Source organism: Rhizobium sp. NPDC090275, assembly GCF_044772225.1.
Classification (GTDB): Bacteria; Pseudomonadota; Alphaproteobacteria; order Rhizobiales; family Rhizobiaceae; genus Rhizobium.
This window is the reverse complement of the sequence record NZ_JBIVYL010000001.1, coordinates 321703-347620: the sequence shown is the minus strand read 5'-3', so window position 1 is coordinate 347620 and position 25918 is coordinate 321703. Positions and strand designations below refer to the sequence as shown.

26 protein-coding genes are annotated in these 25918 nt (G+C 61.3%); 12 read left to right on the top strand and 14 right to left on the bottom strand.

The window, feature by feature from the left end; genetic code table 11:
- Nucleotides 1–34 precede the first annotated feature (34 nt).
- Together ACIQUB_RS01665 and ACIQUB_RS01660 are read right to left on the bottom strand one after the other, a co-directional pair.
- On the bottom strand, nucleotides 35–1153 hold the full coding sequence (locus tag ACIQUB_RS01665) for an OpgC domain-containing protein (protein ID WP_113237293.1): 1119 nt from the start codon (nucleotides 1151–1153) through the stop codon (nucleotides 35–37).
- A 161-nt stretch (nucleotides 1154–1314) separates the two neighbouring features.
- Nucleotides 1315–1605 carry a hypothetical protein gene (locus ACIQUB_RS01660; protein WP_113237292.1) on the bottom strand — a complete coding sequence of 97 codons (291 nt, stop codon included), beginning with the start codon at nucleotides 1603–1605 and terminating at the stop codon, nucleotides 1315–1317.
- A 330-nt stretch (nucleotides 1606–1935) separates the two neighbouring features.
- Between ACIQUB_RS01660 and ACIQUB_RS01655 the strand changes: the two genes are divergently transcribed.
- Nucleotides 1936–2361, top strand: coding sequence for a pyridoxamine 5'-phosphate oxidase family protein (locus tag ACIQUB_RS01655; RefSeq protein WP_113237291.1), 426 nt, complete (start codon nucleotides 1936–1938; stop codon nucleotides 2359–2361).
- Between the two features lie 24 nt (nucleotides 2362–2385).
- Here the strand turns inward: ACIQUB_RS01655 and ACIQUB_RS01650 are convergent, their stop codons facing one another.
- Together ACIQUB_RS01650 and ACIQUB_RS01645 are read right to left on the bottom strand one after the other, a co-directional pair.
- Entirely contained in the window at nucleotides 2386–3075 is a 690-nt protein-coding gene (locus ACIQUB_RS01650; protein ID WP_113237290.1) for a DUF2161 family putative PD-(D/E)XK-type phosphodiesterase, read from the bottom strand.
- A gap of 8 nt (nucleotides 3076–3083) precedes the next feature.
- The gene (locus ACIQUB_RS01645; RefSeq protein ID WP_018897325.1) at nucleotides 3084–3320 is read right to left on the bottom strand and encodes a hypothetical protein; all 237 of its coding nucleotides are present in this window, start codon (nucleotides 3318–3320) and stop codon (nucleotides 3084–3086) included.
- A 177-nt stretch (nucleotides 3321–3497) separates the two neighbouring features.
- Here ACIQUB_RS01645 and ACIQUB_RS01640 point away from each other — a divergent pair, with 177 nt between their 5' ends.
- Nucleotides 3498–3992, top strand: coding sequence for a MarR family transcriptional regulator (locus tag ACIQUB_RS01640; RefSeq protein ID WP_113237289.1), 495 nt, complete (start codon nucleotides 3498–3500; stop codon nucleotides 3990–3992).
- Nucleotides 3989–4669, top strand: coding sequence for a GNAT family N-acetyltransferase (locus ACIQUB_RS01635; RefSeq protein ID WP_113237288.1), 681 nt, complete (start codon nucleotides 3989–3991; stop codon nucleotides 4667–4669). The genes ACIQUB_RS01640 and ACIQUB_RS01635 overlap by 4 nt, the downstream gene beginning before the upstream one ends.
- A 36-nt stretch (nucleotides 4670–4705) precedes the next feature.
- Here the strand turns inward: ACIQUB_RS01635 and ACIQUB_RS01630 are convergent, their stop codons facing one another.
- Nucleotides 4706–5536, bottom strand: a complete 831-nt coding sequence (locus tag ACIQUB_RS01630; protein ID WP_113237287.1) for an SDR family oxidoreductase — start codon at nucleotides 5534–5536, stop codon at nucleotides 4706–4708.
- A gap of 96 nt (nucleotides 5537–5632) precedes the next feature.
- Between ACIQUB_RS01630 and ACIQUB_RS01625 the strand changes: the two genes are divergently transcribed.
- Nucleotides 5633–6541, top strand: a complete 909-nt coding sequence (locus ACIQUB_RS01625) for a LysR family transcriptional regulator (protein WP_113237286.1) — start codon at nucleotides 5633–5635, stop codon at nucleotides 6539–6541.
- A gap of 75 nt (nucleotides 6542–6616) precedes the next feature.
- On the opposite strand, the gene ACIQUB_RS01620 is transcribed toward ACIQUB_RS01625, so the two are convergent.
- Entirely contained in the window at nucleotides 6617–8806 is a 2190-nt protein-coding gene (locus ACIQUB_RS01620; protein ID WP_113237285.1) for an anthranilate synthase, read from the bottom strand.
- Nucleotides 8807–9055: 249 nt separating this feature from the next.
- Nucleotides 9056–11353: a TonB-dependent hemoglobin/transferrin/lactoferrin family receptor gene (locus ACIQUB_RS01615; protein ID WP_402928439.1), complete on the bottom strand. Its 2298-nt coding sequence runs from the start codon at nucleotides 11351–11353 to the stop codon at nucleotides 9056–9058.
- Nucleotides 11354–11615: 262 nt separating this feature from the next.
- Here ACIQUB_RS01615 and ACIQUB_RS01610 point away from each other — a divergent pair, with 262 nt between their 5' ends.
- On the top strand, nucleotides 11616–12581 hold the full coding sequence (locus ACIQUB_RS01610) for an extensin family protein (RefSeq protein WP_402928436.1): 966 nt from the start codon (nucleotides 11616–11618) through the stop codon (nucleotides 12579–12581).
- A gap of 50 nt (nucleotides 12582–12631) precedes the next feature.
- On the opposite strand, the gene ACIQUB_RS01605 is transcribed toward ACIQUB_RS01610, so the two are convergent.
- From ACIQUB_RS01605 to ACIQUB_RS01590, 4 genes are all read right to left on the bottom strand, one after another.
- A complete protein-coding gene (locus ACIQUB_RS01605) occupies nucleotides 12632–13669 on the bottom strand; it encodes a GTP-binding protein (protein ID WP_113237282.1) in 1038 nt (345 codons plus the stop codon).
- Entirely contained in the window at nucleotides 13666–13968 is a 303-nt protein-coding gene (locus ACIQUB_RS01600; RefSeq protein ID WP_113237281.1) for a hypothetical protein, read from the bottom strand. Before ACIQUB_RS01600 ends, ACIQUB_RS01605 begins: the two co-directional genes overlap by 4 nt.
- Nucleotides 13969–13981: 13 nt before the next feature.
- Nucleotides 13982–14881, bottom strand: coding sequence for a polysaccharide deacetylase (locus ACIQUB_RS01595; protein ID WP_113237280.1), 900 nt, complete (start codon nucleotides 14879–14881; stop codon nucleotides 13982–13984).
- 166 nt (nucleotides 14882–15047) lie between these two features.
- Nucleotides 15048–16727, bottom strand: a complete 1680-nt coding sequence (locus ACIQUB_RS01590; RefSeq protein ID WP_113237279.1) for a formate--tetrahydrofolate ligase — start codon at nucleotides 16725–16727, stop codon at nucleotides 15048–15050.
- A 141-nt stretch (nucleotides 16728–16868) separates the two neighbouring features.
- Between ACIQUB_RS01590 and ACIQUB_RS01585 the strand changes: the two genes are divergently transcribed.
- Nucleotides 16869–17381, top strand: coding sequence for a TIGR00645 family protein (locus ACIQUB_RS01585; RefSeq protein ID WP_113237278.1), 513 nt, complete (start codon nucleotides 16869–16871; stop codon nucleotides 17379–17381).
- 276 nt (nucleotides 17382–17657) lie between these two features.
- Nucleotides 17658–18377: a LuxR family transcriptional regulator gene (locus ACIQUB_RS01580; protein ID WP_113237277.1), complete on the top strand. Its 720-nt coding sequence runs from the start codon at nucleotides 17658–17660 to the stop codon at nucleotides 18375–18377.
- Between the two features lie 47 nt (nucleotides 18378–18424).
- Here ACIQUB_RS01580 and ACIQUB_RS01575 read toward each other — a convergent pair whose 3' ends face one another.
- From ACIQUB_RS01575 to ACIQUB_RS01565, 3 genes are all read right to left on the bottom strand, one after another.
- Nucleotides 18425–19555 carry a DUF2333 family protein gene (locus ACIQUB_RS01575; RefSeq protein WP_402928430.1) on the bottom strand — a complete coding sequence of 377 codons (1131 nt, stop codon included), beginning with the start codon at nucleotides 19553–19555 and terminating at the stop codon, nucleotides 18425–18427.
- 123 nt (nucleotides 19556–19678) lie between these two features.
- The gene (locus ACIQUB_RS01570) at nucleotides 19679–20752 is read right to left on the bottom strand and encodes a hypothetical protein (RefSeq protein ID WP_113237275.1); all 1074 of its coding nucleotides are present in this window, start codon (nucleotides 20750–20752) and stop codon (nucleotides 19679–19681) included.
- A 71-nt stretch (nucleotides 20753–20823) separates the two neighbouring features.
- Complete coding sequence (locus ACIQUB_RS01565) at nucleotides 20824–21426, bottom strand: thymidine kinase (protein WP_113237274.1); 603 nt, start codon at nucleotides 21424–21426, stop codon at nucleotides 20824–20826.
- Between the two features lie 234 nt (nucleotides 21427–21660).
- On the opposite strand from ACIQUB_RS01565, the gene ACIQUB_RS01560 reads away from it, so the two are divergent.
- The 5 genes from ACIQUB_RS01560 to ACIQUB_RS01540 all read left to right on the top strand — a co-directional run bounded on the left by ACIQUB_RS01560 (nucleotide 21661) and on the right by ACIQUB_RS01540 (nucleotide 25791).
- Nucleotides 21661–22617 carry a choline ABC transporter substrate-binding protein gene (locus ACIQUB_RS01560; protein ID WP_047506214.1) on the top strand — a complete coding sequence of 319 codons (957 nt, stop codon included), beginning with the start codon at nucleotides 21661–21663 and terminating at the stop codon, nucleotides 22615–22617.
- A gap of 81 nt (nucleotides 22618–22698) precedes the next feature.
- Nucleotides 22699–23544: a choline ABC transporter permease subunit gene (gene choW, locus ACIQUB_RS01555; protein ID WP_402928427.1), complete on the top strand. Its 846-nt coding sequence runs from the start codon at nucleotides 22699–22701 to the stop codon at nucleotides 23542–23544.
- Nucleotides 23541–24593 carry a choline ABC transporter ATP-binding protein gene (gene choV, locus ACIQUB_RS01550; RefSeq protein ID WP_113237273.1) on the top strand — a complete coding sequence of 351 codons (1053 nt, stop codon included), beginning with the start codon at nucleotides 23541–23543 and terminating at the stop codon, nucleotides 24591–24593. Before choW ends, choV begins: the two co-directional genes overlap by 4 nt.
- 31 nt (nucleotides 24594–24624) lie before the next feature.
- Entirely contained in the window at nucleotides 24625–25380 is a 756-nt protein-coding gene (locus tag ACIQUB_RS01545; RefSeq protein WP_113237272.1) for a HugZ family protein, read from the top strand.
- Nucleotides 25381–25473: 93 nt separating this feature from the next.
- Nucleotides 25474–25791, top strand: coding sequence for a metalloregulator ArsR/SmtB family transcription factor (locus ACIQUB_RS01540; RefSeq protein WP_018897310.1), 318 nt, complete (start codon nucleotides 25474–25476; stop codon nucleotides 25789–25791).
- Nucleotides 25792–25918: the final 127 nt, after the last annotated feature.

The following is a 25918-nucleotide window of genomic DNA, read 5'->3' as shown; positions in this document are numbered from 1 at the left end:
GAGAAGGAGCCCTCTGTCCGCTTAGGGGGGACGGCTACACCATTCTCGCCTGGTTCTTTACCGCGACCTTTGCCGTCTGCAAGCGCTGGGCGACGGCATATTGAATTGCCAGACCCGCAATCAGCGTTGCGATATCGACCGCAGGCGAGAACGCATAGGCCTCCCGCAGCACCTGCAGCGAGATGCAGACGAGCGAACCCCAAGCAAATACCGCAAGGCCCTGCTTTCCAAGCAACGACACGACATCAAGCTTGGCGCTGCCCGCGATCGTGCGGAACACGGCAATCTGCGAGATCACGTAGGCCAGCGCCAGGATATGCATCAGTCGCGGCAGCGGCAGGATGCCCTTTTCGAAGCCGACCAGAAGCGCGGGGTGGTCACCCCAGGCCGTCAGATCATAGTGCTGGCCCTGGATCACGAACATCGCAAAGCCGAGATAGGCGATCGCAACAGCCATCAGGGCCGGGCTGTAGCCGACAAAGGTCTCGCCTTTCTTGGCGGAAATGCCCGCGCACAAGCCGATGCAATAGATCAGCTGCCAGGAAAACGGGTTGAGGAACCAGGTGCCGTCGGTGGGGAAATTCGGAAGATTGATGTTGTTCCACCCGGCGATCGCCCAGATCGATACTGAAACCGCAAGCAGCAGCACGCGGTTTCGCGACGCGAGAGCGAGGAAGACAGGCGTTGCCGCGAGTAGCAGCATGTAGAGCGGAAGAATGTTGAAATAGCCCAGCTGATGCGTCATCCCGAGCACGCCGAGCGCCGTCGTCCACGGTGCTTCCAGGTAGGAAACCATGTTGACGCGCTCCGAAAGCGCAGTCGTGCCGAGGAAGTTATGGCCCGCCATCAGCACGATGACGGCCAGCACCGTGGTCAGCAAATGAACGCTGTAAAGCCGGCCGGCGCGACGCAGGATACGCGCAACCGCGTTAATGCGATCGCGGGCATAGACGTTTGAATATGCAAGACCGGCGGACATGCCGGACATCAGCACGAAAGCCTCGGCCGCATCCGAAAAGCCGAAGTTCTTCGAGGTAACGCCTTCCATCATGTTGCCGGGAACGTGGTTGATGAAGATCATCACCAAGGCCAGGCCACGGAAGAAATCAAGGCGCGGATCTCGGCCGGCCGTTGGAGCGGCAGGGTGCTGCATGATTAACTTGTCCCGCTGATTCATTGCTGTTGTCGATGAACCCACGGTAGCAACCGCTCGATGAAGCCTACATGAACGAGTGGTTCACATTTGCGAGAGAGTGCGTAGGGCCAGTTTCGGCAAGTTAAACCGCACCTGTCCGACCGCGCCGCCTACCATTGTCAGTGCGCAACCACGTTCGATACCGGTGCAGCTTTCTCATATCGTTCAGATACACATGCAACGTAGGTGATACCCTGCTCCAGCAGTAGCTCGGCGGCTCTGATCATCTCTGACGTGGCCGCGTTATCGCAGCCACGCAATGCACCCGCGAGATAGGTGGCGTTCGCGGCCGATTGACCGTCCCCGCGGTCATCCGCCTCATCTGCGACGCTGTCCAGTGCCTGAGCTACAAGGGCCATTATATTTGCGCGCTCGTGACGCGTCATCTCTTGAAGGGTCCGTTCAGTCATTGCTTCCATCCATTGCCGCGTTCACAGCGAAGCCTTGCTACGGCTTCGGGATCAGCGGACGTCTATTACATCCTCGCTTTCTCAGATGGCGGTCGAAAATGGCGGCGGCAAGGATATTGCCATGCGGATTGCGCAACGCAGAGGTGCGTCTGAAAGACTACCGACGGTCGCGCTACGAATGGTGGGAAATCGGAATGTCCGCAATGGGCCGAAAGTGGCAGTAACCGCGACTCACTACCCTCACCCGGCGCGGTGACCATCCTCGAACGAGGGCGAGCAATGTGCTAATCCTGCTGTGCTGGAAGGCACGAGATTGGAAGGGATGCGTCAATGGATGATTTTCATAAGAAACGCATGCTTCTTGAATTCCTGAGAAAGCACAAGCTGGCGGTGATCGCGACCTGCCATGGCGATGGGAAACCGGAGGCTGCCACGATCGACTTCTCGGTGCGCGACAATCTTGAGGTCGTGTTCAGCGCTTTCAAGGAGACGCGAAAGTTCGGCAATCTCGCGGAGCGCCCTTGCGTCGCCTTCGTCGTCGGATGGGACGACAACATCACCGTTCAATATGAGGGTGAGGCAACAAGGGTTGCTGCCGCCGATATCGAAGAATACCAGGAAGCTTATCTCGGCAGCCTTCCAGCTGCCAGGGAGTTCATCGAGAGAGGGGCCGTGATCTTCAAAGCAACGCCACGGTGGATTCGATATTCCGATTTCAACCAGGAGCCACCCGAGCTGATCGAGATTCAATTCTGAAAAGCCCGTAAACCGTCGGCCGCACTACTCCCCGCCCTCACCCGCATCGCCACCACCGACCACCACCGTCTGCGGCCAGCGCAGCAGCGCCGCCTCGCCGGCCTCGTTCAGCGCATAGACGCCCTTCCCCTGCCGGTCGAACCAGCCATAGACGTTGTCGAGCATTATCCGCCCCGCCTGCGGCGCCCATTGTTTCATGTCGCGCGGCCGCGCCAGCCCCTGTTGCAGGGCCGAGGCGCAGATCAGCGCCTGCTGCCGGTAGGCGGTCATGATCGGCGAGCGCGTGGCGCCGCCGAGCGCCGGGTCGCCCTGTCTCTTCCGGTGCTCTTTTACAAGCCGCGTCCGCCGCTTCGGGTTCGTCCTCGGCATCGGCGACACGGAACTGACGATGACGCTCACCTCGCCGGTATCGGATATCCCGAGCATGCCAATCCCCATCCTGCGGCAGAGATCGCGATAACGCCTGTCCGCCTCCCGCCCCCGGCCCTTGGCCGAGACCCTTGCAGCGATCCAGACTTCATCAGCCATCGCCGCCCGGTCGACCGCCTGCAGGATAAGCTCGAGATTGAACGACATCTTCAGTTCGCAGACGACCACGACCGGCGGCTCGCTTTCGCTCAAGCCCACGACGTCGCAGCTCGCGACCTCCCCCTTCACGACATACCCCGCCGCCTCCAGAAAGGCCTTCACCGGCGGATAGAGCGCGGTTTCCATCGTCACGCTTACGGATTGAGATCGGCGATCTCGCCGAACTGCGCCAAGAGCCGTGGCGACAGCATGTCGCCGGTCTCCTCGTCGACGGTGATCGCATAGGCCGCAACGCCCGCGAAGCGCTCCGACATGGCGGACGCGATCTTCTCCGCGCTGATCGGGTTCGACGCCTGCCGCATCTCGCCCGGCACCAGCTTGCCGCGATTGCTGCGATAGGGGATCACGATAAACTTTTCACCAGTGGACACGCGCAGGATTCCCGATTGATCGTTCCTGAAACGTTCTGATTTGGGGGCGGATGTCAACTGCCCGCACCATATCTCCCCCGAAAGCTCACCATCCGCGTGGCGCGACGCGAGCAGCATCATTGACCAAGATTACATTACACGTTATATAACACGTTAACAATGTAGGGAGAGTGTAGTGTGCCGGACGACATCGTAAGGGACTTCGGCTATCTGTGCCTTGGCAGCCGCTTCCGTCGGATCGGCGAGCGACTGCAGGCCGATACGCAGCAGATCATCCAGAGTTTTGGAGCCGAAATCCAGGCGGGCCAATATCCTTTCCTGGCGGCGATCGACCGCTCCGGGCCGCTGACGATTGGAGAGCTGGCCGAAGCGGTCGGCATCACCCAGCCCGGCGCCACCCGGACCTTGGCACAGCTGGCCGATCTCGGCCTTGTCGAGGCACGGGCCTCCGACGGCGACCAGCGCCGCAAGCTGGTATCGCTGACCGATACCGGCCGCGCGCTCGTCGATCGATCGAAAAGAGAAATCTGGCCAAGCATCGAACGCGCCGTGCGCGACCTCTGCGGCGATCTTACGGGGCCGCTGCTCGATCAGCTGGCCGGCATTGAAGATGGCCTGGCGATTGCGTCCCTGGCCCGACGGACAACAAAAAAATCGGAGAACCACCAGTGACCCACAGCCTCGACCGTCCCGCCTGGAACGCGCTTCTGACCGTGCATGCCGATCTCGCCGAAGGCGGCCCGCTCGCCAAGCGTTACCCGACATCGATCGTCCCCTTCGCCGCCCCGCGCGACGACACGCCCGAAAGCTTGAGGGCACTGGCCGCTCTTTCCGCGCCCGGCGAGATCATGGCGCTGGTCGAGGCCGGCCCGATCACAGTCCCTGATGGCCACGACGTACTCATCGAAAGCACGCTCGTGCAAATGATAGGCGACCGTCCCTACGAACGCATCGACGACATGAGGATCGAGCCGCTGACACCTGACGATGCCGAAGAGATGCTGGCGCTCGCGCTGCTGACCAAACCTGGCCCCTTCACGCTCGGCGCCCAGCGCCTCGGCACCTTCTGGGGCGTCAAGATCGACGGCCGCCTGGCGGCGATGGCCGGCCAGCGCATGCGCCATCCCGGCCTCTCCGAACTGAGCGGCCTCTGCACCCACCCCGATTTCCAGAAACGCGGCCTCGGCACCCTCCTCTTCCGCTTCGTCGCCGGCGAGATCACGGCGCGCGATGAGCAAGTATTTCTGCACGCCTATGCGAGCAACACGTCGGCGATTGCGCTCTACGAGCAGCTGGGTTTCAAGCTGCGCAGCCAGATGAACGTGAAGATCGTGCAGCGGCGGGGATGAGGAGCGCGGCACTGGACACGCCCCTCCCATGACCTCTTAGCCGTCGCGATCCGCCGAGAAGGCAACGTCGCGCTGCGCCTCGATGGCCGCAAGCCGTTCCGCGAGCGCCGTGGAGATCGAGCGGTAGGCAATGCTTCCGAGCGCCAAGCGGAGCGCCGGCCGCTCCATGTCGGCAGCGGCGATCATCGCCGCCACGGTGCGTGCGGCATCGCCCTTGATGTCGAAGCTGCCGCTCGCGATGGCGCGGCGGACATCGCCCGCCGGTGTCGCCTCATAGACATCCATCGGCTTGCCATGCACCAGACCCGCGCCGAAATTCGTCACGGTCGGCCCCGGTTCCGCGATGATGAAGTCGATGCCGAAGGGAGATACCTCCTTGGCGACCGCCTCGACGAAGCCTTCGATGCCCCACTTCGTCGCATGATAGAGGCTGAAGTTGGGATAGGTGATCTGCCCGCCCTCCGACGAGACCTGCATGATCCGTCCCCCGCCCTGCTGTCGCAGATGTGGTAATGCCGCGCGGATGAGCTGTATCGACCCCGTCAGGTTGGTGGCGATCTGCTGGTCGATTTGCGCATCGCCGAGTTCTTCGGCCGCGCCGAAGAGACCATATCCGGCATTGCTGACGACGACATCGATGCGCCCCATCCGCTGGAATGCATCGGCAATAGCGGAGCGGATGCCCGCTGTATCCAGGATGTCGAGCGTCAGCACGACAAGCCGCTCGCCATACTGCGCCTGCAGCGCGTCCAATTGATCGGCGCGCCGCACGGTCGCAACCACACTGTCACCACGTGACAGCAACTGCTCGGTCATTTCTCGGCCGAGGCCGGACGATGTGCCGGTAATGAACCAGGTCTTGCTCATGGCTATCTCCTTTTTTCAAGCAGACTCCATATCGTCCTTTTCCTTTGGTGATATAAGTCACCCAATCCCGCATGAGACCGTGTGATATTTTCACCAATGACCAGACCGACACTGAGTGAACTCGAAGCCTTCCGCGCCGTCGCCAGTCACCGCAGCTTCCGCAAGGCGGCCGATGCGTTGGGCGTGTCGCGCTCGTCGCTGAGCCACACGCTGATCAACCTTGAGAAAAACATGGGCGTCCGGCTTCTCAACCGGACAACGCGCAGCGTCGCAACCACCGATGCCGGCCGGCGGCTGCTGGAAAGGCTGGATCCGGTCCTGCGCGATCTTGAGGAGGCGATCGACGGCATCGCCGACGAACGCGGTGAGCCGGCCGGCATCCTGCGGATCAACACCAACCGGGGCGCCGGCCAATGGCTTCTGGGCAACGTGGTGCCGACATTCCTCACGCGCTATCCCGCTGTCGAACTCGACCTCGTTTCGGAGGGGCGCCTTGTCGATATCGTCGAGCAGGGTTTCGATGCCGGTGTGCGCCTGGCCGAATCCGTGCCACAGGACATGATCGCGGTGCCCTTCGGCGGCAGCATTCGCTTCATCGCCGTCGCCTCCCCCGGCTATGTGCGGGCGCATGGGCAACCGTCGGTGCCAGACGACCTAGCGAAGCATATATGTATCCGGCAGCGTCTGCCGGGTGGCAGGCGCTATCGCTGGGAGTTCAGCCGTAACGGCGAGGATCTGTCGATCGATGTTCCGGGCCACCTCACCCTTGATGACAACGCCCTCATGGTGAAAAGCGCGGCCGGCGGTCTCGGCATAGCCTATATGCCTGACCTCTTCGCCCATGAGGAACTGGAGCGCGGCGCGCTGATGACGCTACTCGACGACTGGTGTCCGGCCATACCGGGCAACGTGCTCTACTACCCTGGCTTTCGCCACGTTCCATCCCCGCTGCGCGCCTTCATCGATGTCCTGAAAGAGGTGGAGCGGCAGCGCAGCCGAACATGATCGGCCATCGGGCGACGGGTTGATATCTGTTTTCAACCCGCCCGCCATGTCGGAAAACCTCGAGAGCTTGAGCCCTCAAGCCGCCCGCGTCGCGCGCTTCCGCGACAGATGCGCCACCACATTCTCGATCATCCGCATGCCGGCGTCGCCGCCGAGCGTCATGATCGATTCAGGATGGAACTGCACGGCCGCGATCGGTTCCTTGGCGTGCTCGATGCCCATGATCGTGCCGTCCTCGCTCTCCGCCGTGATGATGAAATCGCGCGGCAGGGTCGAGGGGTCGGCGAAGATCGAGTGGTAGCGGCCGACGGTGACTTCCTTGCCGAGGCCGGAGAACACCAGGCCCGGCTCCAGCACGCGGATGCGCGACGGCTTGCCGTGCATGGGCAGCGCCAGATGACGCAGCTCGCCGCCATAAGCCTCGGCGATCGCCTGCAGGCCGAGGCAGACGCCGAAGATCGGCAGGTTGCGGGCGCGCGCCTTCTTGATCGTCGCCTTGCAGTCGAAATCCTTGGGATTGCCAGGGCCGGGCGAAAGCACGACGAGATCGGGATCGAGCCGGTCGAAGATCTCCTCCGGCACCGGCGAGCGCACGGTCGAGACCTCGGCGCCCGTCTGGCGGAAATAGTTGGCCAGCGTATGCACGAAGCTGTCTTCATGGTCGACGAGCAGGATCTTGACGCCCTTGCCCACAGTGGCGACGTCGCGGCTGGCCTTGGCCGTATTGCCGGCCTTGGCATCGCGGATGGCGGATAGCATGGCGGACGCCTTCAGTTCGGTTTCGGCTTCTTCTTCCTCGGGAATAGAGTCGTTCAAGAGCGTCGCCCCTGCCCTGACTTCGGCGATGCCGTCCTTGATGCGCACGGTACGCAGCGTCAGCCCCGTGTTCATGTCGCCATTGAACCCGACCATGCCGATCGCGCCGCCATACCAGGCGCGCGGGCTCTTCTCATGGCTCTCGATGAAGCGCATGGCCCACAGCTTCGGCGCGCCGGTAACGGTAACCGCCCAGGCGTGAGACAGGAAGCCGTCGAAGGCATCCATGTCATCTCGCAGGCGCCCCTCGATATGGTCGACCGTATGGATCAGGCGCGAATACATCTCGATCTGCCGGCGGCCGATGACCTTGACCGAACCCGGCTCGCAGACGCGGCTCTTGTCGTTGCGGTCGACATCCGAGCACATTGTGAGCTCGGATTCGTCCTTCTTCGAGTTCAGGAGCTTCAGGATCTGCTCGCTGTCGGCGATCGGATCGTCACCACGCTTGATCGTACCCGAGATCGGGCAGGTCTCAATGCGGCGACCGGAGACGCGTACGAACATCTCCGGCGAAGCACCGACCAGATACTCCTGGTTTCCGAGATTGATGAAGAAGGAATAGGGCGATGGATTGATCGCCTTCAGGCGCTTGGAAATATCCGAAGGCTTGCTGTCGCAGCGCTCCATGAACTTCTGCCCGGGCACGACCTCGAACAGATCACCCTTGCGGAAGCTTTCCTTCGCCTTGGTGACCAGCTCGGAATATTCGCCGGGACGGTGATCACTCTTCGGCGGAATGGTGTCGGTGCGCTGGAACGGCTCGGCCGGGATATCGCCGGCCTTGCCCTCGGTGGTCAGCCCGCCCTTTTCAAAATCGTAGCGGTCGATCCAGGCCTTGGCCGAATAATTGTCGACGACCAGAATCTCATCAGGGAGGTAGAGCACCATGTCGCGCTGGTCGGAAGGCCGCGTCAGCTTCAGGTTGATGGCATCGAACTGGAAGGCGAGATCGTAGCCGAAGGCGCCATAGAGCCCGAGGCTGGCATCGGCCTGCGAATAGAAGAGATCGGTGACGGCGCGCAGCACGGTGAAAACAGTCGGGATCTTCGAGCGCTCTTCTTCCGTAAACGCCCGGTCCGGCGCTTTCACGGTGAGGTCGAGCCGCCGCTTGGTCAAGGCGCCGAGTTCCAGCTCGGAGATCGTCTTCAGCCGCTCGGTGACGAAGCCGAGAATAACCTCGCCGCGCTCGTTATAGGCGTCGATCCAGACCTTGCGGCCATTGCAGGAGATGCCGAGCGGCGGATCGACCACGGCCGTATCCCAGCGCGTGTAGCGGCCAGGATATTCGTAGTTCGACGAAAACACCGCCCCGCGGCGCTCGTCGAGCTTGTCGATATAGGAGGAGACCGCGTCGGCATAAGGGATCGCCCGGCGCTGCCGCGTGACCGTGATGCCCCCCTTGGTCTCGTAAATCTCCGCTCCGTCATCCCTGATGATCGTTACCATTGCTTCACTCCGTTATCGGCCCGGATGACAGGCGGCCTTAAAAACAAAAAAAGCCGCCTGGTGTTTTCCGGGCGGCTCATCGTCGTCTTTGGACACGATTGGTCGAGGCCGCCTTAGCGAGCCCACCACCAGATTGCGATGTTCAAGGACATGTTCATGGGCGGAATTGTTAGCGTGAGATGAGAGTGAGCGCAAGAGGCGAATGCGGCAACGAAAAAGGGCGCCCCGGAGGCCGCCCTTTCGATTGGTTTAGAAGCGCTGGGTCAGCGAGATTTTGAAGGTGCGGCCCGGCTCGGAGTAATATTCGCGAGGCTGCGAGCCACCGGTGCGGACCGAGGCGTAGTCGTAGTAGGTCTTGTCGAAGACATTGTAGATGCCAGCGTTGATCTTCAGACCCTTGATCTGCTCGGGCTCCCACCATGCGGTCAGGTCGACGATGCCGTAGCCCGGAGTGCTGAAGTAGCTCGTGGACGTTGCGGTTCCGATGGTCTGGCCGCGCGCATGCTTGACGCCGGTCCAATCGAGACCAACACCCCAGGTCTCGGTGTCATATCCGATGCTGACCACGGCCTTGAGGGGTGCCACGGACTGCAGGAAGGTCTTGGTATCGAGGTTGTTGCCTTCCGCGTAAGCCAAGCCGGCCAGAGCGCGGAAGCCGTTCGAGAAGCGCTTGTGAACGGAGATTTCCGTACCGAAGATCTCGGCGTTCGCCACGTTGTTATAGGTGCTGATACCGCCCTGCGGATACTGCGACAGCGTGTAGCCGAGAGCGGCAGCCTGCGCGGCGTTCAGGCTCGTCGTGTCGATGAAGTTGCGGTAGCGGTTGTAGAACAGGTTCACGCGGCCACCGAGATCATCGTCACCGAGCTTGGCGCCGATTTCGAAACCGTTGCTGGTTTCCGACTTCAGGTTGGGATTGCCGATACGCAGGTACGTGCCCGGACCACCGAAGGTGCTGAACAGTTCGCCAGCAGTCGGCGCACGGAAGCCCATGGCCCACTGACCGTAGAGCAGAACCTGATCGTTGACTTCCTGCTCCAGCCGGATCTTCGGCGATATCGCCGTATCGTTGAAGCCGTTCGGCAGCGCCGGATTGCTGGCGTTGTCGGCGAATGCATCGGTCATCTTCGGATCATGCTTGACCCAATCGAAGCGAACGCCCGGCGTAACCGAGAAGCCGGTATCACCGAAACTGACCTTGTCGTCGAGATACAGGCCGATACGGCCGGTCTCAACTTTCGGCGTATCAGCCTGGTTGGTGTGCAGGTTGGCGCATGCGGAATAGCCGGTCGGATAGGCGCCGCTTGGCAGCGGTGCCGGGCAATTGTCGTAGCCCGACGAATACTGCTCGCTCGTAACATGAGCGATGTCGAAGCCGAAGACGAAATTGTGGTCGAGGTAACCGGTGTCGATGTTCTTTTCCAGGGCACCGACGAGACCGATCGTGCGTTCGTCATACTCGTTCAAACGACCGATCGGGCCGATAACCGAGGTGGAGCGATAGCCGTTATATCCGGTTCCGCGCGTCTGATCCTGCCAGTAAAGCGAAGCCCAAGCGGAATCCACGAGGCTGTCGTCGCTCTCGGACTGGAACTTGTAGTCGACAGAAACGCGGTCGCGAGCCGACGCATCGTTTGTGAAATAGTTCCCCGGCAGATACTGATCGCGCGGACCTAGGACACTGACCTGATTGGTTTTGGCGTTGGTATCGCGGTCCTTGCGATAGCTTTCAGCCGTCAGGCCGATCGTGTGGCCGCCTTCGAGCTGCTGGCGCAGCTTGAACAGCAGGTTATGCTGATCGTAGTCGGAAGGGTTCGGCGCCGTGCGGGTCGGACCGTATGTATCGACGGTTCCCTGGCTGTCGGTCTGCTTGCCGGTCTTGTAGCCGCCCTGGAACATGATCGAGGTGTTCTCGATACGCTTGGCGATGGCGGCGGACGGCGAGGAGCTCTTGTCGGAGCTGTCATATGTGTACTTGACGATACCGCCCCAATCGCGACCTTCCTCGATCAGGTCTTCCGGCTCCAGCGTGCGCACGGCCAGGACACCGCCAAGCGCGCCACCGCCGGCACGGCTCGAATCGGCGCCGCGCAGGACGTCGACGGCCGAGAGCGACGAGAAGTCGAAGGTATCGACACCACCGGTCGCGCTGCGTGTCGCGTCCGAAAGGAAGGTCAGCGGAATGCCGTCCACGGTGGTCAGAACGCGGCTACCTTCGAGACCGCGAATGTTTACGCCACCCGTGTTGCGATTGAAGTTGACGCCCGGCTCGGCAATGCGGCCAAGATCGCTGATGCTGGTGATCTGCTTGTTTTCGATCTGAGCGGCCGTCGTCTCGGTCGCCAGCGGCGTGTCGGTGGCGCTGCCCGGCGCCGGCGCGGACACCCGCTTGCCCTTCACAACAATCTTCTGCAGCGTCGTTTCGCCGTCGCTCGTGGCGGCCGGCGTCGTCGTCTGCGCGCTCTGCGCCAGCGCCTGCGAGACCGGACCAGCGCAGACAAACGCCGCGCTCACCAAAAGCGCCGAGCGCCAATGTCGGATAACCATAATCAACCCCTCAATGAAAAAAGTACCGGGCTGGCTGGTCGTCACGCATTCGCGCTTGGAGGGGCTGGCTAGGTGTTCAGGCGAATAATTCCGCCTACTTCTTGCCGCATAAAAAACATGAGTATGGTTGTCAATATATGTAGCCGAGATATCATGATCTAAATGCTCATGTTTTCATGACGCCGATCAACGTTGCGAAATTGCAACGAAATCCGCCCCCATACGTTGTTCTCCCGCTGGGACTGAAACGATGGATGGATGCGTGAAGAAGACAGGCCAGATCGCGACAGCACTTCTCTGCCTCATCATGTTGACCGGCGCCGGCCTGCCAGAGACCGGCCCAAAGCCCGAAGTGAAACCCGGCGACAAGCAGGTCGAACAACAGGCCGACGACCCGGCGAATATCGATGTCGCGCCAAAGCCGCAGCCAAAACCAGAAACTCAGCCCGAGACCGCAGAACCCGATGCGTCCAGCCCCGATGTTCCAAAGCCGGACACGAAACCCGGCGAGAAGGCCACCGAAGGCGACCAGCCCGCCCCCTCCTCCGACACGTCAACCAAGGATGCCGCCGCGCCCAAGCGCGAGGTGCAGGGCCCCAACCTCCCCGACAAGAACCCTCCCGATAAGCAGACACTCGAGGCCCAGCATCTGACGATCGAGCCGGAAAGCGATGCCGACCACTCAGAATGTGTCAAGGAACTGCAATCACTCGGCGTCGTCTTCACCGATCTCAGCCGTATCGACGACGGCAATGGCTGTGGCATCGACAAGCCGATCAAGGTCACCGAGGCCCTGCCCGGCATCAAGCTGAAGCCGGATGGCGTCTTCCGCTGCCCGGTGGCGCTGGCCTTGGCGCGCTGGATGCAGGGCACGGTCATCCCGGCCGCTGCCATTGCGGCCGCCGATCAGGGCCGCATCACCACCATCAACCAGGCCTCTTCCTACATCTGCCGCCTGCGCAACAGCGCCGAAACCGGCAAGATCTCCGAACACGCGCGCGGCAACGCGGTCGATATCGCAAGCTTCAGCTTCGAGAAGGGCGAGGATATCGCGGTCAAGCCGCGGCGCGAGGATTCGACCCTGATCGGCGCCTTCCAGCGCACAGTCAGCGCCGCCGGCTGCCTCTATTTCACGACGGTGCTCGACCCCGAAAGCGACGCCGCCCACGAGACCCACTTCCATCTCGACGTCCTGCAGAGGAAGGGCGGATATCGCTATTGCCATTGATTTTCAAAGGCCTGGCGCAGCATGCGGAATCAGGGTGGAAAGCCGCTCACTCAATCCGTCAACACGCGCTCCGCCTCGACAAAGGCCGAAAACGAGCGCTTGAGATCGCCAAGATCGCCATCGGTGATCAACACCAGCACGCTGCCGCTCACCCCTTCCGGCCACGCATCAAGATGGATCGGCTTGTGGATGATGTGCTGCACGCCGTGAATGACGACGGGCGTCGGATAACCCTCGATGTCGAGAATACCCTTCACGCGCAGCAGCCGGTTGCCATGCCGGTTGACCAGCATCGACAGCCACGTCGAAAACCGCGGCCATGAGAACGGCCTGTCGGCGGTGATCGAAACCGAGCGCACCGAGCCATGCGCGTTCACATCATCGACAGGCGGATGCGCGTGGTCGTGATAGCGATCGGCGGCGATCCAACGCCGCACCTCGCCCGATCGCGCGCCGAGATCGTGAATATCCTCGGTCACCAGAAGCGCACTCGGCATCTGGTCAAGTGAGCCGATCTCGATCCGCGCCGCCGGGTTCATCTCGTTTAGCAGCGCCAGCAGATCGTCCATCGCGCCTGTCTCGGCGATATCGCTTTTGGTCACGACGATCCGGTCCGCGACGGCCACCTGCCGGGCGCTCTCGCTGTAGGTCGCAAGGTTGTGGCGCCCGTTCGGCGCGTCCACCACGGCAATGATGTTGCCCATCGAGAAATGGTATTTCAGCATCAGGTCGGCCGTCAGTGTCGCCACGATCGGCGCCGGATCGGCCAGCCCTGTGGTCTCGATCACCAGCCGCTTGAACGGCGCGATGCGCCCCTCTTGCCGCTTCTCGAACAGCGACAGGATCGCCTGCTTGAGATCGCCACGGATCGTGCAGCAGATGCAGCCGCTCTGCAGAAGCACCGTCTCGTCGTCGATCGTCTCCACCAGCAGATGGTCGATCCCGACGCTGCCGAACTCGTTGATGATGACGGCGACATCGGAAAGATCGGGCTCACGCAGCAGCCTGTTGAGCAGCGTCGTCTTGCCCGCGCCGAGAAAGCCGGTGAGAACATTGACGGTAATCGGGCCGGCGGGCGCCGAACTCAACGGCCGCGCTCCATCTCAAGCATCACCGAAGCATCAAGCGGGTCGATCGCGCAGCCTGCAAGCGTTTCGGCGAGCGGCCAGAGCTCGCCCATATGGCCGACCACCACGCTGCGTCCGGTGCGGCCATGCAGCGTGTAGCGATCGTTCCAGACCTTCAGCCTCAGGCCGTAAAGCCCGAGCACCCGGTTGGCCGCCTCGGCCTGTCGGTAGCGCTCGGCGGCGGGCGCCAGAAGCGTGGCACTCCCGGCACCGCTGCTCCAGTGATCGCCGGCGCCGAGCGCGCCGCAAAGACCGCACATCGGTTGCGCTCCCTTAGGGCTGCGGCCGCGCCGTGCCGCTGCGCGGATAGCGCTTGGCGAAATCGGCCGCGATCTCTTCCATGGTCACGAACTTCACGCCGTCGAACTTGCGGATATGCTCGAAGATGCGCTCATGCATCTTCAACACATGCGGCTTGCCGGAAACATCCGGGTGGATGGTCAGCGGATAGACGGCGTAATCGTAATTCTCGTAGATCCACTCGAACTGGTCGATCCACATCTGCTCAATATCGCGCGGGTTGACGAAGCCGTGGCTGTTCGGCGACGCCTTGATGAACATCATCGGCGGCAGGTCGTCGAGATACCAGGAGGCCGGGATCTCGATGAGATCGGTCTCCGGCCCCTGCACATAGGGCTTCATCCAGTGCGAGGGATGCTTGGAATAGTCGATCTTCGTCCATTCGTCGCCGACGGTCACGTAATAGGGATGGTGGTCGTTGTGCATCAGCGAGTGGTCGTAGAGCACGCCCTTCTTCTTCAGAAGCTCGTTGGTCTTGGAGCCGAACTCCCACCAGGGCGCGACGTAGCCGCGCGGCGGCTTGCCGGAAAGCTTGGTGATCAGGTCGACGCACTTGTCGAAGATCGCCTCTTCCTGCTCCGGCGTCATGGCGATCGGGTTCTCGTGGCTGTAGCCGTGCATGCCGATCTCGTGGCCGGCATCGGCCACCTGCTTCATCTCGTCCCAGAAGGTCTCGATCGAATGGCCGGGAATGAACCAGGTTGTCTTGATGCCCCATTTCTCGAACATCCGCAGCAGGCGCACGCTGCCCACCTTGCCGGCGAACACGCCGCGAGAGATATCGCAAGGGCTGTCTTCTCCGCCGTAGGAGCCGAGCCAGCCGGCCACGGCGTCAACGTCGATCCCGTAAGAAACCAGTATTTCCTTCGCCATTCTCTCTTCCTTCTGTCAGGTCAATGTGCGCAGCAGAGACGCCAACTGAAGACGTGGCATCGCGGCTCTGATCTGCCGCGCAAGCCAAGCAGTTGGAATCCTTGGGCATCAACCTAGACCGAGAATCGCGTGCATCGCAAACGGTTTTGTCGCGATGCAGCAGGCGCTAGAACAACCCCTCGATCGCGCCATCCTCGTTGAGATGGATGCGCTCGGCGGCCGGCGATTTCGGCAGGCCGGGCATGGTCATGATCTCGCCGGTGATGACGACGACGAAGCCGGCGCCGGCCGATAGTCGCACTTCGCGCACCGAAACCACATGCCCCTCCGGCGCGCCGCGCAGGTTGGGATCGGTCGAGAAGGAATATTGCGTCTTCGCAATGCAGACAGGCAGATCGCCATAGCCCTGCTCTTCCCAGACCTTCAGCTGGTCGCGCACCGTCTTCGGCACGCTGACCTCGCCGGCGTGATATATCTGCGCGGCGACTTCCTCGATCTTTTCGATGAGCGGCATGGCATCGGGATAGATCGGCGCGAAGTTGGCGTTGCCGGATTCGGCCATCTCCACCACCTTCCACGCCAGCTCCTCGATACCGGCCGAGCCTTCCGCCCAGTGGCGGCAGACGATGGCTTCCGCGCCGAGATGCGCGACATAAGCCTTCACCGCCTGCACTTCTGCATCCGTATCGGAAACGAAGTGGTTGATGGCAACCACGACCGGCACGCCGAACTTGCGGACATTGGCCACATGGCGGCCAAGGTTGGAGCAGCCGCGCGTCACAGCGCCGACATCCTCGCGCCCGAGATCGCCCTTCCCCACGCCGCCATTCATCTTCAGCGCCCGCACGGTCGCGACGATCACGGCCGCGTCAGGCTTCAGGCCGGCCTTGCGGCACTTGATGTCGAAGAACTTCTCCGCGCCGAGATCCGCGCCGAAGCCCGCCTCGGTCACCACGTAATCGGCAAGCTTCAGCGCCGTCTTGGTGGCGATGACGGAGTTGCAGCCGTGGGCGATGTTGGCGAAGGGGCCGCCATGCACCAGCGCCGGATTGTTCTCCAGCGTCTGCACCAGGTTCGGCTGCATCGCATCCTTGAGAAGCACGGCCATGGCACCATCGGCCTTCAGGTCGCGCGCGAACACAGGCGTCTTGTCGAAACGGTAGCCGATGATGATGTTGCCGAGGCGCTCTTCCAGATCGTGAAGATCCGACGCCAGGCACAGGATCGCCATCACTTCCGAGGCGACCGTGATGTCGAAGCCGCTCTCGCGCGGAAACCCGTTGGACACCCCGCCCAGCGAAGCGACGATCTCGCGCAGCGCCCGGTCGTTCATGTCCATCACGCGCCGCCAGGTGATGCGGCGCACGTCGATATCGAGCGCATTGCCCCAGTAGATATGATTGTCGATCATCGCCGACAAAAGATTGTGTGCTGCGGTAATCGCGTGGAAATCGCCGGTGAAGTGAAGGTTGATATCCTCCATCGGCACGACCTGCGCATAGCCGCCGCCGGCCGCCCCGCCCTTCACGCCGAAGCAAGGCCCCAGCGACGGCTCGCGCACGCAGATGACGGCCTTCTTGCCGATCCGGTTCAGCCCGTCGCCGAGCCCCACCGTCGTGGTTGTCTTGCCCTCGCCCGCCGGCGTCGGGTTGATGGCGGTAACGAGAATGAGCTTTCCGTCAGGCTTGCCCGCCTGCGCGGCGGTGAACTCGGCGCTGATCTTTGCCTTGTCGTGGCCATAGGGCGAGAGTTGAGCCGCCGGAATCCCGAGCCTGTCGCCGATCTCGTAGATCGGCTTTTTCACCGCGGCGCGCGCGATCTCGATGTCGGTTTTATACTCAGCCATGCCGCCCTCAGATCTATTTCGTCTCGTGAAAGTCACGTTTATGCCAATGGCATGGTGAAATATACCGAAAGTTTGAGGGGGGCACAGCGGCTGGCAACCTCTATCACCGACGCATTGATTCAGCATTTACGGGGGTAAACCATGAAATCACTTGAGCTCATCGTCGAGCGCATCATTCTGTCCAGTCGCTGGATCCTTGTCGCCTTCTATCTCGGTCTCGCATTGTCCCTGGCGGTCTATGCGATCTCCTTCGCCTACAAGTTCTCCAAGGTGGCGATCAACGTCTTTACCTATGACGAAGGCGAAATGATCCTGGCCATGCTCGGCCTCATCGACGCAGCACTGGTCGCCAGCCTGATCGTCATGGTGATGATCTCGGGCTACGAGAACTTCGTGAGCCGCTTCGACGAGAGCGAAGCTGATGTCTCCTTCATCGGCAAGCTGGATTCCGGCAGCTTGAAAATCAAGGTCGCCTCCTCGATCGTTGCTATCTCTTCCATTCACTTGCTGCAGGTATTCCTGAATTCGGATCAGTTCACCGACAGCAAGATCATGTGGCTCACCGCCATGCATCTCGCCTTCGTCGTTTCCGCCGTCATGCTCGGCTTCCTTGAGCAGCTGATGAAGAAGGCTAAGGACAGCTCGAAGATCTAGCGCCAAGCGATTCGCAGGCGGCTCCGCCGCCTGCGACATATGGTTGCAAGGCAAATTGTGCCATTATAACTCGGCATCACGGATAATTCGTGCACGCAGTGCAGCAAAAACGACACGTGGTTGATTTACGCAAAGCTAAAAACAACCAACCGGAGATTTTTCGTGTTTAAATTATAACACATTAATCTAATCACGGTGCGCCGCACAATTTCTGACTAGCAAATATATCAGATAGTCGATTTTATGATCGAAGTTGTAAGCGGCGGGAACTTGTTAATGTCTTACGTAACTACCTCAGAGAGGCAGTCACTATTAACGGCTGAAATCGCAGCAGTGAAGACTAGGCAGGCATTTGCCCAAGCTCTGGTCCGCACTGCCGAGGCCTTTGGTTTCACGTACGCTACTTTGATGGAAGCTCCGACTCCGGAGAGTTTTCTCCTCAAGTCCCTATTGATCGAAAGCAATCTTCCCCCTGCCTATATCAGCAGGTTCGATCGTGCCCGATTCATGCAGCTCCCGTTGTTTTCGGCGGGCATGTCCGCCTCCGCCTTGCCAAGACATTGGACGCTTTGCGACGAGACGGGCGCTTTTCCCGCCGAATTCCGCGAGCTGAAAAACGACTTTGACATGCGCGTCGGCATTTCTTTCCCAGCCTATACCGCCGAGGGCCAGCGGCTGATGTTCTGGTTTTCCGGTACGCGCACGCCGCTTAGCCAGGCGGAAGTCAATGAACTGCACATGTTGATGCTCCATGCGCTGGACGCCTTCAGCCTGGTCAAATCCGCCAAGAGCAGCGAGCACCCGCCGCTTTCGGCACGCGAGCGTGAAGTCGTGCGCTGGACGTCGCAGGGCAAGACCTCGATCGAGATCGGCCAGATCCTGTCGCTATCGGACCATACGGTCAATGCCTACATGACCAGCGCCATCAGGAAGCTCGATTGCGTCAACCGCACCCAGCTGGTTGCCAAGGCGATCCGCTACAAGCTGATCACCTGACGCCAAGCCGCGCCGTCCCAGCCTGCGTCAGCGCCGCAAGGCTCCCCCTATCGGCCGAGCACCGCGCGCATCTCCACCAGGTTCGAGCGCACTCTCAGAATATAGAAGCCCATGGTCGCCAGATGGCTCGGCATGATCCAGCCGTCCTCGCGACCGTTGGAAATGATCGCCGGCTGGATGCGCAACGCCGCCTGGAACTGTGCGTTGGTCGCGCCGTAGAGAGCGCCGAGATTGCGCTCGGCGATCACCCGCGAAAAGTCCGATTGGGCAGCCGCCAGGATGGCGTAGTAGCCGTAGAGCTGGCCATAGGCGAACCAGAAGCGATCGTCGGCGCGCGTGTCGAACCAGCCGCTCGCATGGTTGGCCGAGCGCTCCGCCAGCATGTCTGCGGTGCCGCCGAGATCGTTGGCGATACGATCGATGAACTGAATGAGGTTGTCGGCGCGGGTATCGAACACCGCGTTGCAGTTGGACAGATCCGTATTGAACTTGCGAAGACTATCGATCGCCGAGCGATAATAGCTTGGCGTCGGCGTCTTCGGACCGAACGGATTGAGCCCGAAATACCAGCTGTACTCGTCGAACTGCAGGTTACCACGCGCGCTCTGCAGGTCGTTGTTGATGCCGGACGTGCCGCGCACGCGGCCCAGCGTATCGACGAGCTCCGCCGAGGTGCGGCGCAGCGCCTGGTTCACGCCGCGCTGGAACGAGGCCTTGTTGTCAAGAAACGGCGTGTGGTCCCAGTCGATCCCGAAGAAGCCGAGCCGATAGAGCAGCATGGAGGAGATCCATGAATTCTGGTTGACGTTGAAATCCGTGAGATCGGCCGTGACGTCGACGATCGCCGAGCGCTGGCAGGTCTTGGCCGCAGGCGTCGTCGCGCCCTCGGCGGGCGGAATTTCCTGGCCGACCTGAACCTTGCGCTCCGCAAGCTTGTACTGATCGACGAAGGACGGGTTGAAGCCGGTCCACATTTGCGTCTGAACGAAGAAATAGCCGTACATCAGGATGAGCAGCAGAAGCACGCCGATGACGGGAAGCCTGACCAGCCAGCTGCGACGACCATACCAGCCGCGCGCGGCCATCAACGGCCAGAAGGCCCAGGCCACGAAAAGCCGCGCCCAACGACCAATCGCCCGGCCGATCGATCTGAAAAAACCGGAGATTCCGTCAAGCATCGCCCATTCCCCTCTGCATCCAAAAGCGCGTGTTTCACCCGCTCTCAAATATGCATCCGCATCCCAAACGGCAACATCGTGCTGATATTATTGTTTCTTCGGCCCTGTTTAGAGGCGGCACGCCTATAGGCGCGGCATCCGGAAGCGCAGCCGCGAGGAGATCTTCATCGTATCGATCAAAGGCGCACCCGGCACATCCTCGTTCTGATGCGCATAAGCGGGAAACCGCTTGCCGAACTGCGCATCGGCGGTGCGCTTGCGATGCTCGATCTCCTGCGGCAAGAGCATGTCGCGTTCGAAGAGAACGATGGCATCGGCGATATTGGGAAACAGCTCGGACGAAATCTGCACCTTCGAGCCCGGAATATCGGTATCGACCTGGGCCTGATATATCAAAAGGCGCTCTTCCGTATCGATCATCAGCTTGCGCATCAGCGTGTTGCACTGGCCGATCTCGGTGTTGAGCCCATCCACAAGCAGCTGGAAGATCCCGATGAAGCGCTCGCGCCGTTGGCTCTCGTCGCGCAATTCGTGCTCGCGGGTGGAGAACTCGTCGGCCTGCGCCTTCAGCGCCTTGCGCTCCTCTTCCATCCGATCCCACTCGGCCTTGCTGCCATAGACGCCGATGCGCCCCTGCGTCGTCAGCGCCTTGGCATTGAGCTCCTTGATGCGGATGCGGGCGATGTCGATCTCGTCGACCAATCTGCGCCGGCGCTCGACGATATCGACCAGCCTGCGCTCGGCCTCCTTGTGGGCGCTGAGCACGACCGCGCGATGGTGCGTGATAAGCCCCGCGACACTGTCGGACTTCACCATCAGGTCGCGCAGCCGCTCGACCACGGGAGCCGCCCTGACTCGGCTGCTGTGGCGCCGCCACATGCGCTGGCGCGAGAAATGCCCGATGAACCGCTCGGTCGCCGTCAGCCCGCGGAAACTGTCGAGATCCGACGACACCCTGACGGTCATTGCGTCCAGCGCCGCCACCAGTTCGGCAAGCAGCTCCGCAAGGTTCCTGGCATCAGTCGCAAATCCTTGGAAGCGCTCGTTTTCGACCAGAAAGCGCTCGTCGTCGATCTCGGCAGGATGGCGCGCGAACTCGCCGACGAAATCGGCGCAGGTCTTGACCTTCACCGGCAGTTCGTCGGCGATCGCACTGGCGGCATCAAATGTGGTGTCAAACGAGACAGGCTTGCGCACCTGATATCCCCGGGGAATCGAATGCCGTCAAATTAGAGCCGTTCATTCCTAAATGGAAGCAGCGGTTTAAGTCAGACCGCCTCAGCGACCCACTCGCCGTTCATGGCGTCGTCCCAGTGGCGGCGGCAGAGCGACACGTATTTCTCGTTGCCGCCGACCTCGATCTGCGCCCCTTCCCGCGCCACCGCGCCGTTGCCGTCGAGGCGCACGACCATCGTCGCCTTGCGGCCGCAATGGCAGATGGTGCGCACTTCGCGCATCTCGTCCGAGATCGCCATCAGCTCCTGCGAGGCGGGAAACAGCTTGCCCTGGAAATCCGTGCGCAGCCCGTAGACCATGACGGGGATATTGAGCCGGTCGACGACGCGCGCCAGCTGCCAGATATGCTCGCGCGTCATGAAATGCGCCTCGTCGACGAAGACGCAGGCGATCGGTTCGCCCGCAGCCCCCTGCTCGGCGATCAGCGACAACAGATCCGCATGCTGCTCGAAGGCGACCGCGTTGGCCTGCAGCCCGATCCGCGAGCCGATGATGCCCCTGCCCGCCCGCTCGTCGAACGCCGCGATCAGCAGGAGAACGCGCATGCCGCGCTCCTCGTAATTATACGCGGCCTGCAGCAGCATCGTCGATTTGCCGGCATTCATCGTCGAGTAGTTGAAGTAGAGCTTCGCCATTGCATTCTCCGTCTCTCCGCTTCTTGAAAGCTGGATACGATCAAGAAAACCCCCGGCCGTCGTTAATCACAGAAAATTGCCTGAAAACCCCTTCAAAACTGACAAAATTAAAGCGATCCATTAAATACGACACGTCGCAATCGGATACCGCAATGCGGCGCAAACGCACTGAGGTCGCTTGTAAAACTCGGCTATTGGTGATTGGCTTGGGAACGTAAGACTGGGAGTCTATAAATGAAAACGACAAGCGCATTCAAACTGATCACTGCCACAGCCGTTGCCGCACTCTCTGTCGCAACCGCCGCATATTCCGCTGATCCCGCCAGCTGCTCCACCGTCCATCTGTCGGATGTGGGCTGGACCGATATCACCGCGACAACAGCAACCGCATCCGTGATCCTCAAGGGTCTCGGATACACCCCCGACGTGAAGGTTCTTTCCGTACCGGTCACCTACCAGTCGCTGAAGAACAAGGACATCGACATCTTCCTCGGCAACTGGATGCCGACGCAGGAAAAGGACGTTCGTCCCTTCATCGACGACAAGTCGGTCGAATCCTTCGGCCCGAACCTGACCGGCGCGAAATACACATTGGCGACCAACGCCAAGGGCGCCGAGCTCGGCATCAAGGACTTCAAGGACATCGCCGCCCACAAGGAAGATCTCGAAGGCAAGATCTACGGCATCGAGCCGGGCAACGACGGCAACCGTCTGGTCATGGGCATGATCGAGAAGGATACCTTCGGCATGAAGGGCATGGAGGTTGTCGAATCCTCCGAGCAGGGCATGCTGGCGCAGGTCGCCCGCGCCGAGAAGGCCGGCAAGCCGGTCGTCTTCCTCGGCTGGGCACCGCATCCGATGAACGAAAACTTTAAGCTCACCTATCTCACGGGTGGCGACGACGTTTTCGGTCCTGACTTCGGTGGCGCCAAGGTGTTCACCAACGTTCGCGCCAACTACCTGACGGAATGCCCGAACGTCGGCACCATGCTCAAGAACATGGTCTTCTCTCTCCCGATGGAGAACCAGATCATGGGCAAGATCCTGAACGACGGCGACGAGCCGGAAAAGGCCGCGACGGAATGGCTGAAGGCCAATCCGACGGCAATCGAGCCGTGGCTCGCAGGCGTCAAGACGCTTGACGGCAGCGGCGACGGCGTTGCCGCCGTCAAGAAAAGCCTCGGCCTCTGATATCGAAAGACGGGGTGGCTCTGACCACCCCGTTTTCGCTATCCTCGCCCCTGTTGTTGTTCTTTCTGGATAGGCACGCCCTTGAACTGGATCACCGACTTTAAAATTCCCATTGGTCCCTGGGCGAAAGCCTTCGTGGATTGGCTCACCTCCAATGCCCACTGGTTCTTCAACCAGCTTGCCTTCGTGCTGTCCCACGTCATCGACGGGATCCTGTTCGTCCTGCAGAAGCCGCACCCGCTGATCGTCGTGCTGGCCATCACCGCCATCGCCTACTGGCTGAGGCGCTCGGTCGTCGTCGCCGTCTTCACCTGTCTTGGGCTGCTGTTCATCATGAACCAGGGCTACTGGAAGGAAACGACCGCGACGCTGGCGCTGGTGCTCGCCTCGACCTTCGTCAGCATGATCGTCGGCATTCCGCTTGGCATCGCGGCTGCCCGCCGCCCCTGGGTAAATTCGCTGCTGCGGCCGATCCTCGACTTGATGCAGACCATTCCGACATTCGTCTATCTGATTCCAGCGCTTATCCTTTTCGGCCTCGGCATGGTGCCCGGCCTGATCGCCACAGTGATCTTCGCCATCCCCGCCCCCATCCGCCTCACGCGCCTCGGCATCATCTCGACGCCCCCCTCACTGGTCGAAGCCGCCGAATCCTTCGGCGCAACCCCGATGCAGGTGCTGCGCAAGGTCGAGCTTCCCTATGCCACGCCGCAGATCATGGCCGGCCTGACGCAGACGATCATGCTCTCGCTGTCGATGGTCGTCATCGCGGCACTCGTCGGCGCCGACGGCCTCGGCGTTCCCGTCGTGCGCGCGCTCAATACCGTCAACGTCGCCAAGGGCTTCGAGGCAGGTCTCTGCATCGTCATCCTGGCGATCATCCTCGACCGAATGTTCCGCGTGGCGGGTGAAGGAGACGGCGCATGACCGCGGTTCGCTTCGACAATGTCAGCATCGTCTTCGGCGACAAGCCGGAGGCCGCCCTCACCCTTGCCGACAAGGGCAAGACCCGCGACGAGATCGGCGCCGAAACCGGCCTCGTGCTCGGTGTCGCCGACGCCTCGCTGGAAATCCAGGAGGGCGAGATCCTCGTGCTCATGGGTCTTTCCGGCTCCGGCAAGTCGACCCTTCTGCGCGCCGTCAACGGGCTTGCCCCCGTCGTGCGCGGCGAGGTCACCGTCAACAGCGCATCAGGCCCGGTCAATCCCTACAAGACCTCGGCCAAGGGCCTGCGCGATCTGCGCATGCACACCGTCTCCATGGTGTTCCAGCAGTTCGCGCTGCTCCCGTGGCGCACGGTCGCCGACAATGTCGGCTTCGGCCTCGAACTCGCCGGCATGGCCGAAGGCGAGCGCAAGAAGCGCGTTGCCGAACAGCTCGAGCTGGTCAACCTGACCAAATGGGCCGATCGCAAGGTCAACGAGCTCTCCGGCGGCATGCAGCAGCGCGTCGGCCTTGCCCGCGCTTTTGCGACCGGCGCGCCGATCCTTCTGATGGACGAGCCGTTCTCCGCACTCGACCCCCTCATCCGCACCCGCCTGCAGGATGAGTTGCTCGAGTTCCAGCGCCGCCTGAAGAAGACCATCCTCTTCGTGAGCCACGACCTCGACGAGGCCTTCCGCATCGGCAACCGCATCGCCATCATGGAAGGCGGGCGCATCATCCAGTGCGGCACGCCGCAGGACATCGTCAAGAACCCGGCAGACCAGTATGTCGCCGATTTCGTCCAGCACATGAACCCGATCAGCATGCTGACTGCCCGCGACGTCATGCACTCGGGCCTCGGCGATGCCGCGGCAGGCGCCAGCGTCAGCGGCACTGCCAAGGCCGAGACCCCGCTGATCGACATTCTCGACGCGCTGTCCCGCCAGCCGGGCAGCATCGGCGTCGTCGAAAACGGCGCCATCATCGGCACGATTTCCGCCCAGGACGTCGTCGCCGGCCTGACGCAGCACAGGAAGAAAGAACAGGCTTGATCCCACTGTCCGCTTCCGCCAAAAAGTGGACATGAAAGATCAAGCTTCTGTCATCAGGGAAACGGACGAAGAGGCGCGCAAGCTGGCGCGCACTCTTCTCCGTTCCGCCCGCTACGCCGCCATTGCGGTCCTCGACCCCAAGACCGGCTTCCCCTTCGCCAGCCGGGTGCTTCTCGGCACCGATTTCGATGGCGTTCCCGTCATTCTCGTCTCCGGCCTTTCGGCGCACACCCGTGCGCTAGACGCCGATCCGCGCGCCTCGCTATTGACCGGCGAGCCCGGCAAAGGCGACCCGTTGGCCCATGCACGGCTGACGACTCAGTGCCGCGCGGCAGCCGTCGAGCGCGACAGCACGGCCCACACACGCATTCGTGAACGTTTTCTGGCTCGCCATTCCAAGGCAAAACTCTACGTCGATTTCCCTGATTTCAGGTTTTTCCGGCTGATTCCCGAGAGCGCCAGCCTCAACGGCGGCTTCGGCCGCGCCTACATTTTGGGCGGCGAAGAGCTGATCATCCGCTCCGCAGCCAACGAAGAGCTTGCGGAAAGCGCTGCCGAGGTAGTGCAAGATTTGCTAGCCCTGGAGCCGGATTTGGCAAGGAAAACAGCGATCGCGCATAAAGCCCGTACGGGCACCAAATGGGCTATTTGTGGAGTCGATTGCGCCGGTTTTGATGTGATTTCGGGCGATTTGCTGGTGCGACACGAGTTTGACACACCTATCAGCAGCCGCGTTGAACTTTATTCACATATATCTAACATGAAATACTCAATACCTGAAATTTAGCTATATACAATCTTGAACCCGTCTTGCTAGTTTTCACCGTCGGCAATTTCAGGCAGACGTTCTTTTGAATTCCGTTTCCATGGGAAGATGATTATGGACACAATTGATTTGACCGCTCACGCGAATGTTGCCGCCGCACTGTTGTCCGCAATGGCAAATCCCAAGCGACTTCTGATCCTCTGTAATCTCGTCAAGGGTGAGATTCCCGTTGGCGCGCTGGCCACCGAAGTCGGCCTCAGCCAGTCGGCGCTGTCGCAGCACCTCTCCAAGCTGCGCGCCCAGAAGCTGGTCAAGACCCGCCGCGACGCACAGACGATCTACTATTCCAGCACATCCGATCAGGTCATTCGCATTCTCGAGACCCTGACGCAGATCTACGCCGAACCCGTCCGCGCCAAGTCCGCGGCCTGATTTCCCACATCACATCGTTTCCGGCCGTTCCAGCAATGGAGCGACTGACTATTTTTAGCACCATTTGATATTGATGGATCGGCGACCTCTGGTTTGCCGATCCTTTTTTTGTGCGCGAATGCGGCGC